The sequence below is a fragment of the Bradyrhizobium sp. USDA 4474 genome, assembly GCF_054057515.1.
In genome coordinates, this window is record NZ_JBSRZJ010000002.1 from 1,220,908 (window position 1) to 1,237,663 (window position 16,756).

Annotated in this window: 13 protein-coding genes; 6 read left to right on the forward strand and 7 right to left on the reverse strand. The window is 65.0% G+C overall.

Annotation, left to right across the window (positions count from 1 at the left end; all coding sequences use genetic code 11):
* Nucleotide 1: 1 nt before the first annotated feature.
* The 4 genes from ACVW16_RS07525 to ACVW16_RS07540 form a co-directional block, all read right to left on the reverse strand.
* The gene (locus ACVW16_RS07525) at nt 2-544 is read right to left on the reverse strand and encodes a tripartite tricarboxylate transporter TctB family protein (RefSeq protein ID WP_456704703.1); all 543 of its coding nucleotides are present in this window, start codon (nt 542-544) and stop codon (nt 2-4) included.
* A gap of 76 nt (nt 545-620) precedes the next feature.
* Nucleotides 621-1,595, reverse strand: a complete 975-nt coding sequence (locus tag ACVW16_RS07530) for a Bug family tripartite tricarboxylate transporter substrate binding protein (protein ID WP_456735793.1) — start codon at nt 1,593-1,595, stop codon at nt 621-623.
* Between the two features lie 218 nt (nt 1,596-1,813).
* Nucleotides 1,814-2,608, reverse strand: coding sequence for an enoyl-CoA hydratase/isomerase family protein (locus ACVW16_RS07535; RefSeq protein WP_456704705.1), 795 nt, complete (start codon nt 2,606-2,608; stop codon nt 1,814-1,816).
* A 30-nt stretch (nt 2,609-2,638) separates the two neighbouring features.
* On the reverse strand, nt 2,639-3,832 hold the full coding sequence (locus tag ACVW16_RS07540; RefSeq protein ID WP_456704706.1) for a pyridoxal-phosphate-dependent aminotransferase family protein: 1,194 nt from the start codon (nt 3,830-3,832) through the stop codon (nt 2,639-2,641).
* A 203-nt stretch (nt 3,833-4,035) separates the two neighbouring features.
* On the opposite strand from ACVW16_RS07540, the gene ACVW16_RS07545 reads away from it, so the two are divergent.
* Together ACVW16_RS07545 and ACVW16_RS07550 are read left to right on the forward strand one after the other, a co-directional pair.
* Entirely contained in the window at nt 4,036-7,044 is a 3,009-nt protein-coding gene (locus ACVW16_RS07545; RefSeq protein ID WP_456802330.1) for an FAD-binding and (Fe-S)-binding domain-containing protein, read from the forward strand.
* Nucleotides 7,037-7,465 (forward strand): GlcG/HbpS family heme-binding protein, encoded by a 429-nt coding sequence (locus ACVW16_RS07550; RefSeq protein ID WP_456735795.1) that lies wholly within the window; start codon nt 7,037-7,039, stop codon nt 7,463-7,465. The genes ACVW16_RS07545 and ACVW16_RS07550 overlap by 8 nt, the downstream gene beginning before the upstream one ends.
* Before the next feature lie 838 nt (nt 7,466-8,303).
* Here ACVW16_RS07550 and ACVW16_RS07555 read toward each other — a convergent pair.
* A complete protein-coding gene (locus ACVW16_RS07555) occupies nt 8,304-9,086 on the reverse strand; it encodes an enoyl-CoA hydratase/isomerase family protein (protein ID WP_456704709.1) in 783 nt (260 codons plus the stop codon).
* 111 nt (nt 9,087-9,197) lie between these two features.
* Nucleotides 9,198-11,288: a molybdopterin-dependent oxidoreductase gene (locus ACVW16_RS07560; protein ID WP_456735796.1), complete on the reverse strand. Its 2,091-nt coding sequence runs from the start codon at nt 11,286-11,288 to the stop codon at nt 9,198-9,200.
* A gap of 228 nt (nt 11,289-11,516) precedes the next feature.
* Here ACVW16_RS07560 and ACVW16_RS07565 point away from each other — a divergent pair, with 228 nt between their 5' ends.
* The 4 genes from ACVW16_RS07565 to ACVW16_RS07580 are packed head-to-tail and all read left to right on the forward strand — an operon-like array spanning nt 11,517 to nt 15,801.
* A complete protein-coding gene (locus tag ACVW16_RS07565; protein ID WP_456738199.1) occupies nt 11,517-12,497 on the forward strand; it encodes a Bug family tripartite tricarboxylate transporter substrate binding protein in 981 nt (326 codons plus the stop codon).
* 12 nt (nt 12,498-12,509) lie between these two features.
* Nucleotides 12,510-12,980: a (2Fe-2S)-binding protein gene (locus ACVW16_RS07570; RefSeq protein ID WP_456705333.1), complete on the forward strand. Its 471-nt coding sequence runs from the start codon at nt 12,510-12,512 to the stop codon at nt 12,978-12,980.
* Nucleotides 12,977-15,106 carry a molybdopterin cofactor-binding domain-containing protein gene (locus ACVW16_RS07575; RefSeq protein WP_456802331.1) on the forward strand — a complete coding sequence of 710 codons (2,130 nt, stop codon included), beginning with the start codon at nt 12,977-12,979 and terminating at the stop codon, nt 15,104-15,106. Before ACVW16_RS07570 ends, ACVW16_RS07575 begins: the two co-directional genes overlap by 4 nt.
* Nucleotides 15,103-15,801 carry a molybdate ABC transporter substrate-binding protein gene (locus ACVW16_RS07580; RefSeq protein ID WP_456735798.1) on the forward strand — a complete coding sequence of 233 codons (699 nt, stop codon included), beginning with the start codon at nt 15,103-15,105 and terminating at the stop codon, nt 15,799-15,801. Before ACVW16_RS07575 ends, ACVW16_RS07580 begins: the two co-directional genes overlap by 4 nt.
* 9 nt (nt 15,802-15,810) lie before the next feature.
* Here the strand turns inward: ACVW16_RS07580 and ACVW16_RS07585 are convergent, their stop codons facing one another.
* Nucleotides 15,811-16,617 carry an SDR family NAD(P)-dependent oxidoreductase gene (locus ACVW16_RS07585; RefSeq protein ID WP_456735799.1) on the reverse strand — a complete coding sequence of 269 codons (807 nt, stop codon included), beginning with the start codon at nt 16,615-16,617 and terminating at the stop codon, nt 15,811-15,813.
* Nucleotides 16,618-16,756: the final 139 nt, after the last annotated feature.

Sequence of the window (16,756 nt, forward strand, 5' to 3'; positions counted from 1 at the left end):
CCTAGTAGCCGAACGCCGCTTCGAGCGGCCCTTTCGGCATGATGACGTCGAAGGCGATGTCGAAGGTGACGAACATGATCGCCGTGAACAGGAAAGCCGTGAGCAGCGATTTCCACATCGCGATCTTGCCGACGAGGCGCATGAAGCCCGCAATCAGCAGGAAGCTCGCGACATAAAGGCCCAGGAATTGCGTCACGACGCAGAACAGCAGCGTCGGCACGAATACCGCCATCACGCGGCGCGCCTGCGCGCGCGTGACGAAGGTCTCGCTTGCCCCGCGGCGCGCGAGGAACGCGGCGATCAGGCCGTAGAGGCTGCCACCGCCGAGAATGAGGGAGAGATAGAACGGGAAATAGCCGGGCTCGGGCCCGGTCGAATCCCAGGACGCACCGGTGCGCCAATTGTCATAGCCGAGGATGGCGGCGAGCGCGAGCAGCAGGATACAGGTGATGATTTCGACCGTGCCCGAGCTCGCGACGGACGGCGAATTTTCTTCGGGCGCGGCCGGATCGTCGACGACGATTTCGAGATCGGTTTGGGACATGCTTTGTCAGGGACGGAGTGCGGCCAATTCTCCCTCTCCCCGTAAGAACGGGGAGAGGGAGAAGAAAGAAGAGCAGTTACTTCGCGACGAAACCGGCTTCCGTCATCAGCGACTTGTTGGTAGCGTCGTCCTCCTCGAGGAATTGCACCATGTCCTTGCCGGTGAGGAAGATCGGCTTCAGCGCCTGCTTTTCCATGTAGTCCTTGTACTCGGCCGTCTGCGTCACCTTGTGGAACAGCTCGACATAGAAGGCCTGCTGCTCCGGCGTGACCTTGCCGGGCAGGAACATCGCGCGCAGCATCAGATACTGGACGTCGACGCCCTCTTCCTTGCAGGTGGGGATGTCCGCCCAGGACTGCGTGTCCGTGACCTTAGCTGTGTAGGAGATGCGCTCCTTGTCGAACACGCACAGCGGACGCACCTGGCCGGCGCGCCAGACTTCCAGATTTTCGCTCGGGTTGTTGACGTTGGACTCGATGTGGTTGCCGACCAGCTGGGTCGCGGCCTCGCCGCCGGACTTGTAGGGCAGATAGGAGAACTTTGCGCCGGTCTTCTGCTCGAGGAAAACGGTCAACACGTGGTCCTCGCGCTTGGAGCCGGTGCCGCCCATCTTGAACGGCGAGCTCGCCGCCTTCGCGGCCTCGACGAATTCCTTCACCGTCTTCGGGCCGGCACTGTTGTCCCACAGCACGAACTGGTCGAGCGCGATCACCGAGACCGGGGTCAGCTCGCGCCAGTTGAACGGAATCTTGGCCGAGAGCGGCAGCATGTAGATCAACGAATAGGCGATCAGCACCTTGTTCGGATCGCCCTCGCTCGACTTCATGTACATCAGCGCTTCAGCGCCGGACGCACCGCCCTTGAGCGAGACCACCATGGGCTGCTTCATCAGATTGTTCTTCTGAATCGCGGCCTGCATCATCCGCGCCATCTGGTCGGAAGCGCCGCCCGCACCCGCCGCCACCACGATCTCGACGGGTTTGGTCGGTTCCCAGCCGGCAAGTGCCGGCGCAACCCAAAGCGCGGCCGCCACGGTCATTGCGGCCTTCATTCCATGTCCCACGCGTGTCTTCTCCAGATTATTCTCTATGTTCTTGTTCGGATTGGCAATTCGCGGAAGCGAAAGTCGAACTGCATTGTGCTGGCGAACGCCGGCCGGTTCAAGCCGCCCGGCGACGCACCGCTTATGACTTTGGAATGAGATTGGTTGCAACCGCGGCGGCCCCGCAGAAAAACGGGAGCCCTTGCGTAGAAGCCGCGATGCCGGAGCTACCGACCCTTCCAGTTCGGCGTGCGCTTGTTGAGGAAGGCGTCCATGCCCTCGCGGAAGTCTTCGCTCATATAGGCCTTGAGGATCAGGTCCTCGCCCTGTTCGCGCGACAGCGTCGGACGGATACGGCGCACCGCTTCCTTGGTCGTCTCCAGTGTCAGCGGCGCGTGGCTCGCAACGAGCTTCGCAGTCTCGTCGGCGCGGCGCTGCAGCGTCTCGACATCAGGCACGATTTCGGTAAGCAGGCCAAGCGACAGCGCTTCCTGCGCTTCAACGAGACGCGCCCTGAAGATCAGATCCTTGGTGCGGGCAGGTCCGACCAGCGCGACGACGCGGCTGATGTTCGACATCGACAGACAGTTGCCGAGCGTCCGCGCGATCGGGAAACCCATGCGCGTGGTCGCGGTGCCGATGCGCAGGTCGCAGCAGGCAGCGATGCCGGCGCCGCCGCCGGTGCAGGCACCGGCGATGGCCGCGATCACGGGTACGCGGCACTGCTCGAGCGTGCCAAGCACGCGATCGATGCGTGCCTCGTAGTCAAGCGCATCCTGCGCCGTCTTGAAGGCGCGAAACTGCGAAATGTCGGTCCCGGAGGCAAACGCCTTGTCGCCGGCGCCGGTGAGGATCAGCGCCTTGATCGCGCGGTCGGCGTTGATCTCCTGGCATATCTCCGCCATGCGGTCATACATGGCGAAGGTCATGGCGTTGCGGGCCTGCGGGCGGTTGAAGGTGATCCGCGCGATGCCGTCCGTGACGGAGTAGAGCAGGTCTTCGTTGGCAGTCGGTGCGTTCATCGCGCGCTCATTCCTCTTCAGTCAGATAGATCAGGCCACCTGCGTCATCGGCGTTGCGTCGCGCCCCTTCAGGACGTCCATAGCTGCCAGCACGCCGCCGCTCCGGTGCGGAATCTTTGCGAGATCCAGGCCCATCTCGACACCGGCGAGTGTGCCCATCAGCATCAGATCGTTGAAATGGCCGATATGGCCGATGCGGAACACCTTGCCCTTGACCTTGTTCAGGCCGGTGCCGAGCGACATGTCGAAGTTCTCGAGCACCACCTTGCGGAAGGCGTCGGCGTCGTGTCCGTCAGGCACGCGCACGCCGGTCAACGCCGGCGAGTGCGCGGCAGGATCGGCGCACTGCGTCTCCAGGCCCCAGACCTTCACCGCCGCACGGGTCGCGGCGCTGTGGCGCTTGTGGCGTGACCAGACGTTCTCGAGCCCTTCCTCCTCGAGCATCCTGACCGCTTCACGCAGGCCCATCAGCAGATTGGTGGCGGGCGTATAGGGAAAAGTCCCGAGCTTGTTGAAGTTGATGACCTCCTGCCAGTCCCAATAGGAGCGCATGCCCTCGTTGGCTTTGGCAACGCTGAGCGCCTTCTCCGAGACGGCGTTGAAGCCGAGGCCCGGCGGCAACATCAGGCCCTTCTGGGAGCCCGCGACCGAGACGTCGATACCCCAGGCGTCGTGCTCGTACTCCATCGAGCCGAGGCCGGAGATGGTATCGACCATCAAGAGCGCCGGATGCTTGACGCGGTCGAGCAGCTTGCGCACCTCAAGCGGCGGTGTCACGCAGCCGGTCGAGGTCTCGTTATGGACGACGCAGACCGCCTTGATCGCGTGCTGCTTGTCGGCGGCGAGGCGCTTCTCGATCTCGGCGAGGTCGGCGCCATGGCGCCAGTCGCTCGGGATGAAGTCGACGGCGAGCTTGAACTTATCGGCGATGCCGCGCCACAGCACGGCGAACTGGCCGGTCTCGCACATCAACACCTTGTCGCCGGGCTTGAGCACGTTGACCATCGCCGCTTCCCAGGCGCCGGTCCCGGACGACGGGAAGATGATTACGGGCTGCTTGGTGCGGAACACCCGCTGCATCGCGGCCATCGCGGCAAAACCGAGCTCGGCGAATTCCGCGCCGCGATGGTCCAGCGTCGGCATGTCCATCGCCCGCAGCACGCGGTCGGGCACGTTGGTCGGCCCTGGAATCTGGAGAAAATGCCTTCCAGTGTGCACGGTCATAGGCGTCCTTCCCGGTCTTGAAGTCTGTCTTGGCTTTGCGTCTGGCGGCCCGATCCACGGGTCCGGCGCGCCGCTCGCATATCACTATTCGCCGGGCTTGTCCCTCGCCCGCGCGAGGCCGTCAATGCACAAGAAGCAGGGCTCGCCTTGCCAAGGGCGGCCACCGTAGGCAAGACGGGCTGGCAAACAGACGAGAGCGGATCATGGCGGCGGAAGTGGCCGGAAAATCACTGAAATTGGCCCCAAAGGACGGCCTGGCGGCGCGTCTGGCCCGCGAAACCAGCGGCGACGTCCTGTTCGACGGCTTCAGCCGCGGCCGCTATGCCACGGACGCCTCGTTCTACCAGATCATGCCCACGGGCGTGGTCGTCCCCAAAACCATGGACGAGGCGCTGCGGGCGCTGGCAATTGCCCGCGATCAGGGCGTGAGGGTCACCCCGCGCGGCGGTGGCACCTCGCAATGCGGCCAGACCGTCAATGACGGCCTCGTGGTCGACCTCTCGAAGCACCTCAACAAGATCCTGTCGCTCGACGTCGCCGGCCGCACCTGCGTAGTCGAGCCCGGCATCGTGCTCGACGACCTCAACCGCCAGCTCAAAAAGCACGGCCTGTGGTTTCCGGTCGATGTCTCGACCGCCTCCCGTGCCACCATCGGCGGCATGGCCGGCAACAATTCCTGCGGCGGCCGCTCGCTTCGCTACGGCACCATGCGCGACAACACGCTGTCTCTGGAGGCCGCACTCGCTGACGGCACGTTGAGCCGTTTCGGCGAGGTCTCGCGCGATCTCTCGGATGTCGACGCCGGCGAGAGCACGCGCGCGCTGTTCCGCGACATGCTCGATCTCGGCGCGCGCGAGGCCGACGAGATCGCGGCGCGCTTTCCAAAAGTCCAGCGCCGCGTCGGCGGCTACAATCTCGACGCGCTCACCCCGCGCAACGCGCGCAACAACATGGCGCATCTGCTGGTCGGCTCCGAAGGCACCCTCGCCTTCACCACCAAGGTCGAGTTGAAGCTGTGGCCCGTGATCCGCAACAAGGCGCTGGGCGTCTGCCATTTCGGCAGCTTTTACGAGGCGATGGATGCGGCCCAGCATCTGGTCAAGCTGAAGCCGATCGCGGTCGAGCTGGTCGACCGCACCATGATCGCGCTCGGCCGCGACATCGCGATGTTCAAGCCGATCATCTCCGCCGCGATCAAGGGCGATCCCGACGCCGTGCTGGTGGTCGAGTTCGCCGAGGAGGATCAGGCCGACAATCTGCTACGCCTGAAGCAGCTCGGCGAGCTCATGGGCGACCTCGGGTTCGGCTGGACCAACGATACCCGCAAATGGGGCGGCGTGGTCGAGATATCGGAACCCGCCCTGCAGAGCGGCATCGCCGATTTTCGCGCCGCCGGCCTCAACGTGATGATGTCGATGAAGCAGGAGGGCAAGCCGGTCTCCTTCGTCGAGGACTGCGCGGTGCCGCTGCCGCATCTCGCCGACTACACGGCGCGCCTGAACGAGGTGTTTGCGAAACACGGCACCAGCGGCACGATGTATGCGCACGCCTCCGAAGGCTGCCTGCATGTGCGCCCGGTACTTAATCTCAAGCTGGAAAAAGACGTCAAGGCGATGCGCGCGATCGCCGAGGAGGCGTTTGCATTGGTGCGCGAATACAAGGGATCGCATTCCGGCGAGCATGGCGACGGCCTGGTGCGCTCGGAATTCCACGAGAGCATGTTCGGTGAGCGGCTTGTCGCTGACTTCCGGGAGGTAAAGAGGCGCTTCGATCCCGCTGGCGTGCTCAACCCGGGCAAGATCGTCGATGCGCCCAGGATGGACGACCGCTCGCTGTTCCGCTTCAAGCCAGACTATCGCGTTGGCGAGCTGAAGACGAAGCTCGACTGGTCTGCCTGGCCCGGCGCCGGCGGCGGCTTCCAGGGCGCGGTCGAGATGTGCAACAACAACGGCGCCTGCCGCAAGCTCGAGGGGGGCGTGATGTGCCCGTCCTACCGCGCCACGCGCAACGAGAAGGATGTCACCCGAGGGCGCGCCAACACCTTGCGGCTCGCGATCTCCGGCCAGCTCGGCCCTGACGCGCTGTCCTCCGATGGAATGATGGAGACGCTGAAACTCTGCGTCTCCTGCAAGGCCTGCCGCCACGAATGCCCTGTTGGCGTCGACATGGCCAAGATGAAGATCGAGGTGCTGGCGGCGCGGGTCGCGTCTCACGGCTTGACGCTGCGCGACCGGCTGGTCGGCTATCTGCCGCGCTATGCGGGTATCGCCTCGCGCTTCGCGCCGCTGGCGAATTTGCGCAACCGCAGCGTCCTGCTGCGAAAGCTGTTCGAGCGTTGTGCGGGCATCAGCGCGCGCCGCGCCTTGCCTGCCTTCCGCAGCGATCCGTTCGCCCCGCCTGCGGAAGCGGTCGGACCCGTGGATGGGCGCGAGCTCGTGCTGTTCGCCGATACGTTCAATCGAATCTATGAGCGGGAAAACCTCGATGCCGCTCTGCGGGTGCTCGTCGCAGGCGGCTATCGCGTGCACATGCCAAAACCTGCGCGTGGAAACCGCGCGCTCTGCTGCGGCCGCACGTTCCTGTCCGCTGGTCTCGTCGATGAAGCCAGCTCCGAGCTCGACCGTCTCGTCGCCACCTTCGCGCCCTTCGCCGCACGCGGCGTGCCGATCGTCGGCCTGGAGCCGAGCTGCCTCCTGACGCTGCGCGACGAGCTGGCGGCGCTGCGCCAGGACAACGACGCCAGGGCGGTCGTTGCGCACGCACTCACTTTCGAGGAGTTTCTGGTGCGCGAGGCCGAAGCCGGCCAGCTGCAGTTGCCGCTCGGCGCGATCGCCGACAACGCCGTCGTGCACGGCCATTGCCATCAAAAATCCTTCGGGGCCCTCAGGCCGGTCGAGCAGGTGCTGCGGCTCGTCCCCGGCCTTGCGGTCGAGACCATCGATTCGAGCTGCTGCGGCATGGCCGGCGCGTTCGGTTATGGCGCCGACACATATGACGCCTCGATCGCGATGGCCGAGCTGTCGCTGCTGCCTGCCGTGCGCCGCGCCGACCAGACCACGTTGGTCGTTGCCGACGGCACGTCCTGCCGGCACCAGATCAAGGATGGTGCTCAACGCGAGGCGCTGCACGTCGCGCGCGTGCTAGCGATGAGCCTCGATCGCGCAGACACCAATTCAACTTCTCCAGCTGCAAAGGACCCCAGCCATGGCTGACCTCACCCTCGACACCGCCCGAAAAATCCTCGACGCCGCTTTCGCAAAGTCCACCGAGCTGAAGCTGAAGCCGCTGGTCGTCTCGATCCTGGACGCGCGCGGCGTGCTCAAGATCGCCGCCGCGCAGGACGGCACCAGCCTGATGCGCGCCGAGATCGCCCACGGCAAGGCCTATGGCGCCCTCGCGATGGGCATGGGCTCGCGCGCGCTGTACCAGCGGGCGCAGGAGCAGGCCTATTTCATCGACGCCGTGAACACCATCGTCAAGGGTGCGCTGGTGCCGGTCCCCGGCGGCGTGCTGATCATGGACGGCGCGACGCTGCTTGGCGCGGTGGGCGTATCCGGTGACACCTCGGACAATGACGAGGCTTGCGCGGTCGCCGGCATCCAGGCCGCGGGCCTGAAAGCCAACGCGGGGTAACCCACCCTACGCACCATCCCTTGCGCTACCCGACGGGCAAAACGCCCGATCCCTCGGTCAACCACCTCGCCGCAAAATATTCCACTTTACCGAATTTCGGTTTTGTCGTACACATTTCCCATCCTGATCCGGCGAAAAGGGCGGTCGTACGTCGTCACGAACCGCGGATCGGGCTGCGGTGGACGCGAGCAGCGCCGTCGCGGATGCGAGTTGCAGGGCGGGGCGATGGATTGAGCCGAACCCCGTGAGCACCTCGCAAGCCGCGTTGTACGAACGGCGCTCGATGCTGGTGAGGCCCTCGGGCGAAGACGCCCTGGGCTGAGCGGGAAGCTCGCGTACGGCAAAACCGTGTGGTCCTGGCCGTCGTCGCTACGGCCAAGTCTTGCGGATGCGGCATAGCGCCAACCGGCGCGGTGCCGGTAACTTCCGTCGGGCGAGGGAGGCCAGAAGGAATTCGGCTCCCGGGAGAGCACGGCATAAGCCGTCCAACCACTGCGCAGGGAAGGCCGTGTGTTCGGCTACACCTGTATGCTGCTGTGCGGCTCCTTCTGCGCTACACCTCGCGCAGCGGACCGCGGGTGCGAGGTCAGCACCCGGCCTTCCCTGCGCCCTTCGTTTTCAGAGGGCGTGAATGCGAAGCGCAAACCTCGGGCGGATCGGGCCGCGAGGCGGCGAAAGTGTGTCTGCAAGTCAAGGTGCGAACTGGAAGGGCGAGGCTGCTGCCTCATACTCCGTCGTTGCAAGCGCAGCGAAGCAATCCAGACTGTCACCTCGGAGGGATTCTGGATTGCTTCGCTGCGCTCGCAATGACGAGGAGACAGCAGCGAGCGCCGCCCCCTCACCTCCCCGTCCAGACCGGCTTGCGCTTCTCGCTGAACGCTTTCAGGCCCTCCTTGGCATCCTCGGTCATCGCGAGCAATGCGATCTGGCTTTCGGTATAGGCAATGCTCTCGTCGAACGACATCGAGGCGATGGCGCGCATGGCGTATTTGCCGCGGCGGATCGCGGTCGGGGATTTGTCGACGATGCGCCCGATCAGCCAGTCGACCTTGGCGTCGAGCTCGGCCGTGGGCACGACGTAATTCAACAGGCCCGCATCCTTTGCGGCCCCCGCGTCGAACGGCTCGCCGGTCAGCGCCCATTCATTGATCAGGCGCCGCGGTGCGATCTCCTGCAACAGGCTCAACACCTGCATCGGAAACACGCCGACTTTCACTTCCGGCAGGCCGAAGATCACATGATCGGCTGCAACCGCCATGTCGGTCATGCAAAGAAGCCCCATGCCGCCGGCCATGCAGACGCCGCCCACACGCGCGATCGCGGGCTTGGTCGCGTTCTGCGCCAGGCGCAACAGATCGGCATAGTCGACATTTGGCCTGGAATGATCCATCGCGAAAGCCGCACCGGAATTCTGCAAGTCGGCGCCGGCGCAAAACGCCTTGTCGCCCGCGCCCGTCAGCACGATGACACGGACGTCCTTGTTCTCATGCGCGTCGCGATAGCCGCGTGCGATGCCGGCGATGACGTCGCCGTTGAGCGCGTTGCGCTTCTCCGGCCGGTTGATGGTGATCCAGAACGCCTGCCCGCGCTTCTCGGTGATGACGGCTGTGATGTCGGTCATGACGCTTGATCCTCGCTCCAGGTCTGCAGCCATTTGCGGCAGCTCCGGAGCGAGGTGCAAGGGCAATCTGAAGGGCAGCGGCGTTTTAGCGCCTCGACGCAAATCTGCGGCTCAGGTCGCAGCCGCTTTCCTGATCCAGACCTTGTTGTCGTGGAACGCAGCGCCACCGATCGGGGCAATGGTGTCCGCACCGGTCAGCATGTTGATGCCGAGGCCGCCGATATGATTCTTGTTGGGATGCACGGACTCCGCGATCAGCACGCCGCGGCGCACGCCGTCGAACAGCACGGCAATCAGCGTGGTCTCCCCTCTGTTATTGCCGAGCGTCACGGCATCGCCACCGGCGATGTCGAGTGCGGCGGCATCGAGCGGATGGATCATCACGCTCGCTCTGCCTTCGCGCGCCTGCGAGGACGGGGTCTCGTTGAAGGTGGTGTTGAGGAAGCTGCGCGACGGGCTGGTCGCAAGGCGGAATGGATGAGCCAGATCGGTGTGCTCGATCACGGCCCAATGATCCGGCAGGCCAGGCATCTTGTCGAAATCACCCATGGCCTGGCCGAACGGCGGATGCGCCCAATCTGCCCTAAAGTGGAATTTCTTGTCGGGATGAGCGAAGCCATCGAGATAATGCGAAGTGCGGAAGTCCGGCTGCAGATCGCGCCAGATGTCGGCTTCGAGACCGGCGATGTCGCCGTGATCGCTGAGCTTCAGCGTCGTGTCGATCAACTCGCGCGCCGTGAGCTCGAAGCCGGGATGCTTGGCGCCAAGCCGCGGCGCCAGCGCCTGCAACAGCTGATGATTGGAGCGGCATTCGCCGGGCGGATCGATCAGCTTGGGACCGACCGAGATATGCTGGTGGCCGCCGCCGTAATAGAGATCGTCATGCTCCATGAACATGGTCGCCGGCAGCACGATGTCGGCCATCTCAGCCGTCTCGGTCATGAACTGCTCGTGCACGGCGACGAACAGATCCTCGCGCGCAAAGCCCTGGCGCACCAGCGCCTGCTCCGGCGCCACCGTCATCGGGTTGGTGTTCTGGATCAGCATCGCCTTGACCGGGCCCTTGCCGAGCAGGGCCTCGGCATCGCCGGTGAGGATCCGGCCGACCTGCGATTGGTCGAGGGCGCGGACCGACCTGTCGAGCGCGTCGTGGCCTTCGATGACGGATTCGTTGAAGTGCCACAACGCGTAATTGTTGAAGAACGCGCCGCCGCCTTCGTACTGCCAGGCGCCGGTCACGGCGGGAATGCAGTTCGCGGCGTGCATCTGCATCGCGCCATTGCGCGAACGCGTGAAGCCATAGCCGAGGCGGAAAAAGGTCCGCTTGGTCTCGCCGACCGCCTTGGCAAAGGCCTCGATCTCCGCCACCGGCACGCCGCAGATTCCCGACGCCCATACGGGATTGCGTGTCTTCAGATGCGCCTCGAGTTCGGCGGGACAGTCGGTGTACTTGTCCATGTAGGCACGATCGGCATAGCCGTCGCGGAACAGAACATGCATGACGCCGCAGGCGAACGCGCCGTCGGTGCCGGGCCGCAGCAGGATCTTGATGTCGGCCTGCTTCATGGTTTCGTTGTCGTAGATGTCGACCGCTGCGATTTTCGCGCCGCGCTCCTTGCGGGCCCGCGCGGCATGCGTCATCACGTTGACCTGGGTGTTGACGGGATTGGTGCCCCAGATCACGACGAGATCGGACAGCGCCATCTCGCGCGGATCGACGCCGGCGATCTTGCCGGTGCCGACGGCAAAGCCGATGCGGCCGACATTGGCGCAGATGGTCTGGTAGAAGCGCGAGTATTTTTTCACATGCGTGAGACGGTTGAGACCGTCACGCATCACCAGCCCCATCGTGCCGGCGTAATAGTACGGCCAGATCGATTCCGCGCCGAAATCGCGCTCGGCCTGGTTGAAGCGATCGGCGATCTCGTCGAGCGCCTCGTCCCAGCTGATGCGCGCAAACTGGCCGGAGCCCTTCGGCCCGGTGCGGCGCATCGGATACATCACCCGTTCGGGATGATGGATGCGCTCGGCGTAGCGTGCGACCTTGGCGCAGACCACGCCGGCCGTATAGGTCTGCTTTTTCGAACCGCGGACACGGCCGATGCTACGGCCTTCGACCACCTCGACATCGAGCGCGCAGGCCGATGGGCAATCGTGCGGACAGGTGGAGTGGCGAATCTCGATCTTGGCGTGCTGGTTCATGTCCGATTTCGTAACATCAAAATACCTGCGAGCCGAGGGCATTTATCCGGCAACGCCCATGCAAAATGCTCAAACCGCACGCGCCTCATGTGCTTGCCGCGTCCGCAAAATGCCCTGCGGCCACACCGAAATTGGTCCGATGTCGCCGATACAATCGACTTTGTGAGACGTCGACAGTTCGCGCCCGCAGCCGTTACAGTGGCAGCCAACAAGAGCGAGGTCAGGGAGGTGGGCGTGACTGCTCGACATCTAATTTCGGTGCTCGTCGCCGGCCTGCTCGCTGCCTTCTCCGCAAGCCGGTGCTTGGCACAGGATTATCCTGCGCACCCTGTCCGCATTGTCGTGCCCTTCGGCGCCGGCGGACCGGCCGACGTTTCTGCGCGGCTGATCGGCCAGGGGCTCCAGCAGCGCTTTGGCCAGCCGTTCGTGATCGAGAACCGCACCGGCGCGGGCGGCGTCATCGGCACCGTCGAGGCGGCGAAATCGCCGGCCGACGGCTACACGTTGCTCATGATGTCCAACACGCAGACGGCGAATGAATCGCTGCTGACGCCGGAGCAGCGCAAATACGACCTGATGCGCGACCTCGCGCCGATCGCGCCGGTGAGCTATTCCGATCTCGTCATCGTGGTGAATCCGCAAGTCCCGGCGAAGACGCTCCAGGAATTCATCGCGCTCGCCAAGTCGCAGCCGGGTAAATTGAACTACGCGTCCTCCGGTCAGGGCACCCCGTACCACATGGCCGGCGAGCTGTTCAAAGCTATGGCCGGCATCGATGTCGTTCATGTGCCCTACCGCAACAGCGGCGAGGCGCGCAGCGGCGTGATAGGAGGCCAGGTGCAGATGATGATCGACGCGCTGCCGGCGATGGCGCCCAATATCGGCGAGAACCAGGTCCGTGCGCTCGCGACCACCGGCCAGCAGCGCTCGGCGGTGCTCCCGAACGTGCCGATCGCTGGCGAAGCAGGCGTTCCCGGTTACGAGGCGACAATCTGGCTCGGCCTGATGGCGCCGGCGGGTACGCCAAAGCCTGTCATCGACAAGCTCAATTCAGCCGTCAACGCGCTGGTGAAGCGACCAGACATCATCAAGCTCTGGACCGAGCAGGGTGCCGTGCCCATGTCGATGACACCAGAGGAATTCGAGAAGTTCCTGCGAGGCGACATCGCGAAATGGGCCGATGTCGTCAAGAAGTTCGAGAAGTCATGAGCCATGCCGATCATGCCCGATATTCAGTTCAAGCTTAACGGAGCTGCAGTCTCCGTTGATGTCGATCCGGATCAGACGCTGCTCGACGTGCTGCGCAGCCGGCTCGGAATCACCAGTCCGCATTTCGGCTGCGGCGCCGGTGAATGCGGGGCATGTCACGTCCTGGTCGGCGGCCATGCGATGGCCTCCTGCGATATGCCGATGTGGTCGGCGGCGGACAAGGACATCGTCACGGTGGAAGGCCTCGGGACGATGGAGCGACCGCACCCGTTGCAACGCGCCTTCATCGCCGAACAGGCGATGCAATGCGGCTATTGCGTCTCGGGCATCCTGATCAGCGCTGCGGCGCTGCTCGAACGTAATCCGTCGCCGGCGGAGGCCGAGGTCAGGGCTGCACTCGATCGCAATCTGTGCCGCTGCGGGTCGCATAACCGCATGGTCCGCGCGGTGCTGCGGGCGGCATCGGAGATGGCGGCATCATGACCGCGCCGCCCCCTGCTCCGAAACTGCCGGTCAGCCTGGCGGCCAATCCAAGGCTGTCGTCATGGGTGCGGTTCGCCAGCGAAGGCCGCGTGGCGATTTCGCCTGGCAAGGTCGAGATCGGCCAGGGCATCGTCACGGCACTGGCGCAGATTGCCGCTGACGAGCTCGACGTCGGCGTCAGCCGCATCGAGATGATCCGCACCTCGACGGCTGCGAGCCCAAATGAGGGAGTCACCTCCGGCAGCCTGTCGATCCAGCAATCCGGCCGCGCGCTACGCCACGTTTGCGCCGAGGTGCGCCGGCGCTTCCTCGCAGCAGCAGCGGAGCGTCTCGGCGTCGACGCGGCGCTGCTTGGTATCGACGACGGCACGATCTCGGGCCCCGGCAACATCAGGACCAGCTATTGGGAGCTGTCGGGAGAGGTGTCGCTCGACCACGATGCCGTTGCGGGCACTGTGGCAAAGACCATTGCCAAACGCGCCGTCGCCGGACATTCGGTCCAGCGCGTCGACATTCCCGACAAGGTGTTCGCGCGGCCGCGCTTCATCCACGATCATGCGCGGCCGGGGATGTTGCACGGACGCGTGCTGCGGCCGGACGTCGCCGGCGCGAGGCTGGTCGCGCTCGACGAAGCGGCCGCACGCGCCGTGTCCGCACCGGCCACGATCGTCCGCGACGGCGGCTTTGCGGGCGTCGCCGCCGACAGCGAGGCCGCCGCGGAAGCTGCGCTGAAAGCCTTACGCAAGGGCGCGACGTGGTCGGCCGGCGAGGCACTGCCCGATGAGAATGATCCGGCTGGTTTCCTACGAAGTCAGCCGGTCGAGACCACGGTCATCGACACCAGGGCAGCGGCTGCGGGAATGGCGACCCGCACGCTCCGCCGGCAGTACACCCGCCCCTATATCGCGCACGCCTCGCTCGCGCCGTCATGTGCCATGGCGCAATGGGACGGTGACCGGGTGCATGTCTGGACGCACAGCCAGGGCGTCTATCCGCTCCGCGCCGACCTCGCCATCGTGCTCAAGCTGCCGACCGAAAACATCGTCGTCGAGCACATGGAGGGCGCGGGCTGCTACGGGCATAATGCGGCCGACGATGTCGCGCTCGACGCCGTGCTGCTGGCGAAAGCCGCTGGCGGCCACCCGGTCCGGGTGCAATGGTCGCGCCGCGACGAGATGTCCCACGCACCGTTTGGTGCGGCGATGGCGATCGAGATCGAGGCCGATCTGGATGCCGACGACGAAATCGTCGGCTGGCGCCATGCGATCTGGAGCAATGGACATACCGCACGGCCTGGGCGTGCCGCGCAGCCCGCACTGCTGGCTGCAAGCGAGATCACAAATCCCTATCCGCGCATGACCTCGACAAATCCACCCGTTGCCAACGGTGGCGGCAGTGACCGCAACGCCGTTCCGCTCTACGATCTCCCGGCCTGGACCATCACGAGCCATCGCCTGCTGACCATGCCGGTGCGCACCTCGTCGCTGCGGACCCTCGGCGCGCAGGGCAACGTGTTCGCGATCGAATCCTTACTCGACGAGATCGCCGCCTTGCGCGGCGAAGATCCGATCTCGTTCCGCCTGCGGCACTTCAGGGATGAGCGCGCACGCGACGTCGTCCGCGCGGCGGCGCGACGCGCCGGCTGGAAGCCTGAGAGACGATCCGGCATCGGACATGGCGTGGGCTTTGCCCGGTACAAGAACAGCGGCGCCTATTGCGCTGCAATCGCTGAGATCGAAAGCGCCGAGGATATCCGCGTCAGACGGCTGACCCTTGCGGTCGATGTCGGCGAAGCCATCAACCCGGACGGCGTCATCAACCAGATCGAGGGCGGCGCCATCCAGGCAACGAGCTGGGTGCTGAAAGAGCGCGTTCGATTCGACCGCACGCACATCACCTCGACATCCTGGACGGACTATCCGATCCTGACCTTCAGCGAGGTCCCGGCAGTGGATGTGGAAATCATCCAGCGATCGGAGATCGAGCCGGTCGGTGCCGGCGAAGCCGCGCATGGCCCGGTGACGGCGGCCATCGCCAATGCGGTCCAGGATTGCCTCGGAATACGCATCCGCAACCTGCCGATCACGCGGGACAAAATCATCGCAGCCATGGAGCGTGCACCGTGACCACAGTGAACATTTTGAGCGGCGGCGCGGCGCAGGGCCTGGTGCGTGGCCTCGGCAACGCCTTCAAGGCGCAGACCGGCTTTGACATCGACGGCGCGTTCGGCGCGGTCGGCGTGATGGCGGACAAGCTGCGTGCGAGCACCCCGGCAGATGTCGTGATCCTGACGCAGGCCCTGCTTGCAAAACTCGCTGCGGAGAAGCTTGTTGTCCCCTCCTCGATCGCCGATCTCGGGCGCGTGGAGACTGCCCTCGCCGTCCGCAGTCGCGATGCCAAGGCGATCGTCAGGACCGAAGCCGACCTGCGCGAGGTCCTGCGCTCCGCGGACGCCATCTACGTCCCTGATACCCAGGCCTCGACCGCGGGCCAGCACGTCGCAAAGCTGCTGGATCAGCTCGGCATCTCCTATGAGGTCACATCGCGCGTGAAGATCTTTCCGAACGGCGCAACGGCCATGCGCGAACTGGCGGCATGCACCGCGACGCGGCCGATCGGATGCACCCAGGCGACCGAGATCATCGCGACCGCAGGCGTTGTGCTGTCGGGCTCACTACCACCGCGGTGCGAGCTGGTGACGATGTATACGGCCGGCATCGCCATGCAGGCCGCGCATCCGAAGCAAGCGGCGGCGCTGATCGCACTGCTGACCGGGGCCGACCAGAGGGAGCTGCGCCAGCGCGTCGGCTTTGCAGGCTAGATGCGAACCTCATTTGTGCAGCTGCGTGAGACCGGTCGGCGGGCCGTCGACGCCGGTCCAGCCGCCGTCGACGAACAGCGTGCTGCCGCTGACATAGCTCGCAGCATCCGAAGCGAGATAGGCGACGGCTGTCGCGACCTCGTCGGCACTGCTCCAACGATTGAACACAGTGTGGCCCGCATACAGATTGTAGATGTCGGGCCGCTGCTTGAACGGGCTGGTCAGCGCAGTCTCCACGATGCTCGGCGCGATCGCGTTGACGCGCACGCCGGCATGCCCGACCTCGGAGGCAAAGCCCTTCACCAGAAGGCCGATCGCAGCCTTGGTCGAGCCGTAGACACCGAGGCCCGGCTCGATGGTCACCGCGCGCACCGAGGAGCACGCGATGATGCTGCCGCCCTTCTGCTCGACCATGATGCGGCCGAAGGCCTGGAAGAACCAGACGGTGCCCTTGACGTTGAGGTTCAGGACGCGATCGAGGTCCTCCTCGGTGTAGTCGAGAATGGTCTTGCGGATGTTGAGCCCGGGCGTCGTCACGGCGATGTCAAGCCGCGGAAATTTATGCATCACGGTTTTCGCGAGCGCGTTGACATCGGCGGCGCCAGCAGCGTCGCACCCTGCGGCCTCGGCCCAGCCGCCCTTCTCCCGAATGCCCGCAGCTGTCGCCTCCGCGGCGTCAAGCGCGTGATCGGCGCAAACGACCTGCGCACCAAGTCCGGCCAGCGCCTCGGCGGACGATTTGCCGATGCCCGATGCGGCCCCGAGCACCACGGCCGTCTTGCCGGTGAGATCGAAGAGCTTGCGATAATCAGTCACGGTTACATCCTTTTCTTGTTGCGGTCAGGTCGCTTGTTGCGAACCAAGCGGCCGGGATACGAGAGGTTCAAATACAACGTTCGCGTCCCCGGCGATCGCCTCATCAATCTAAAAACGGCATCGATCGATACTCGCTTCA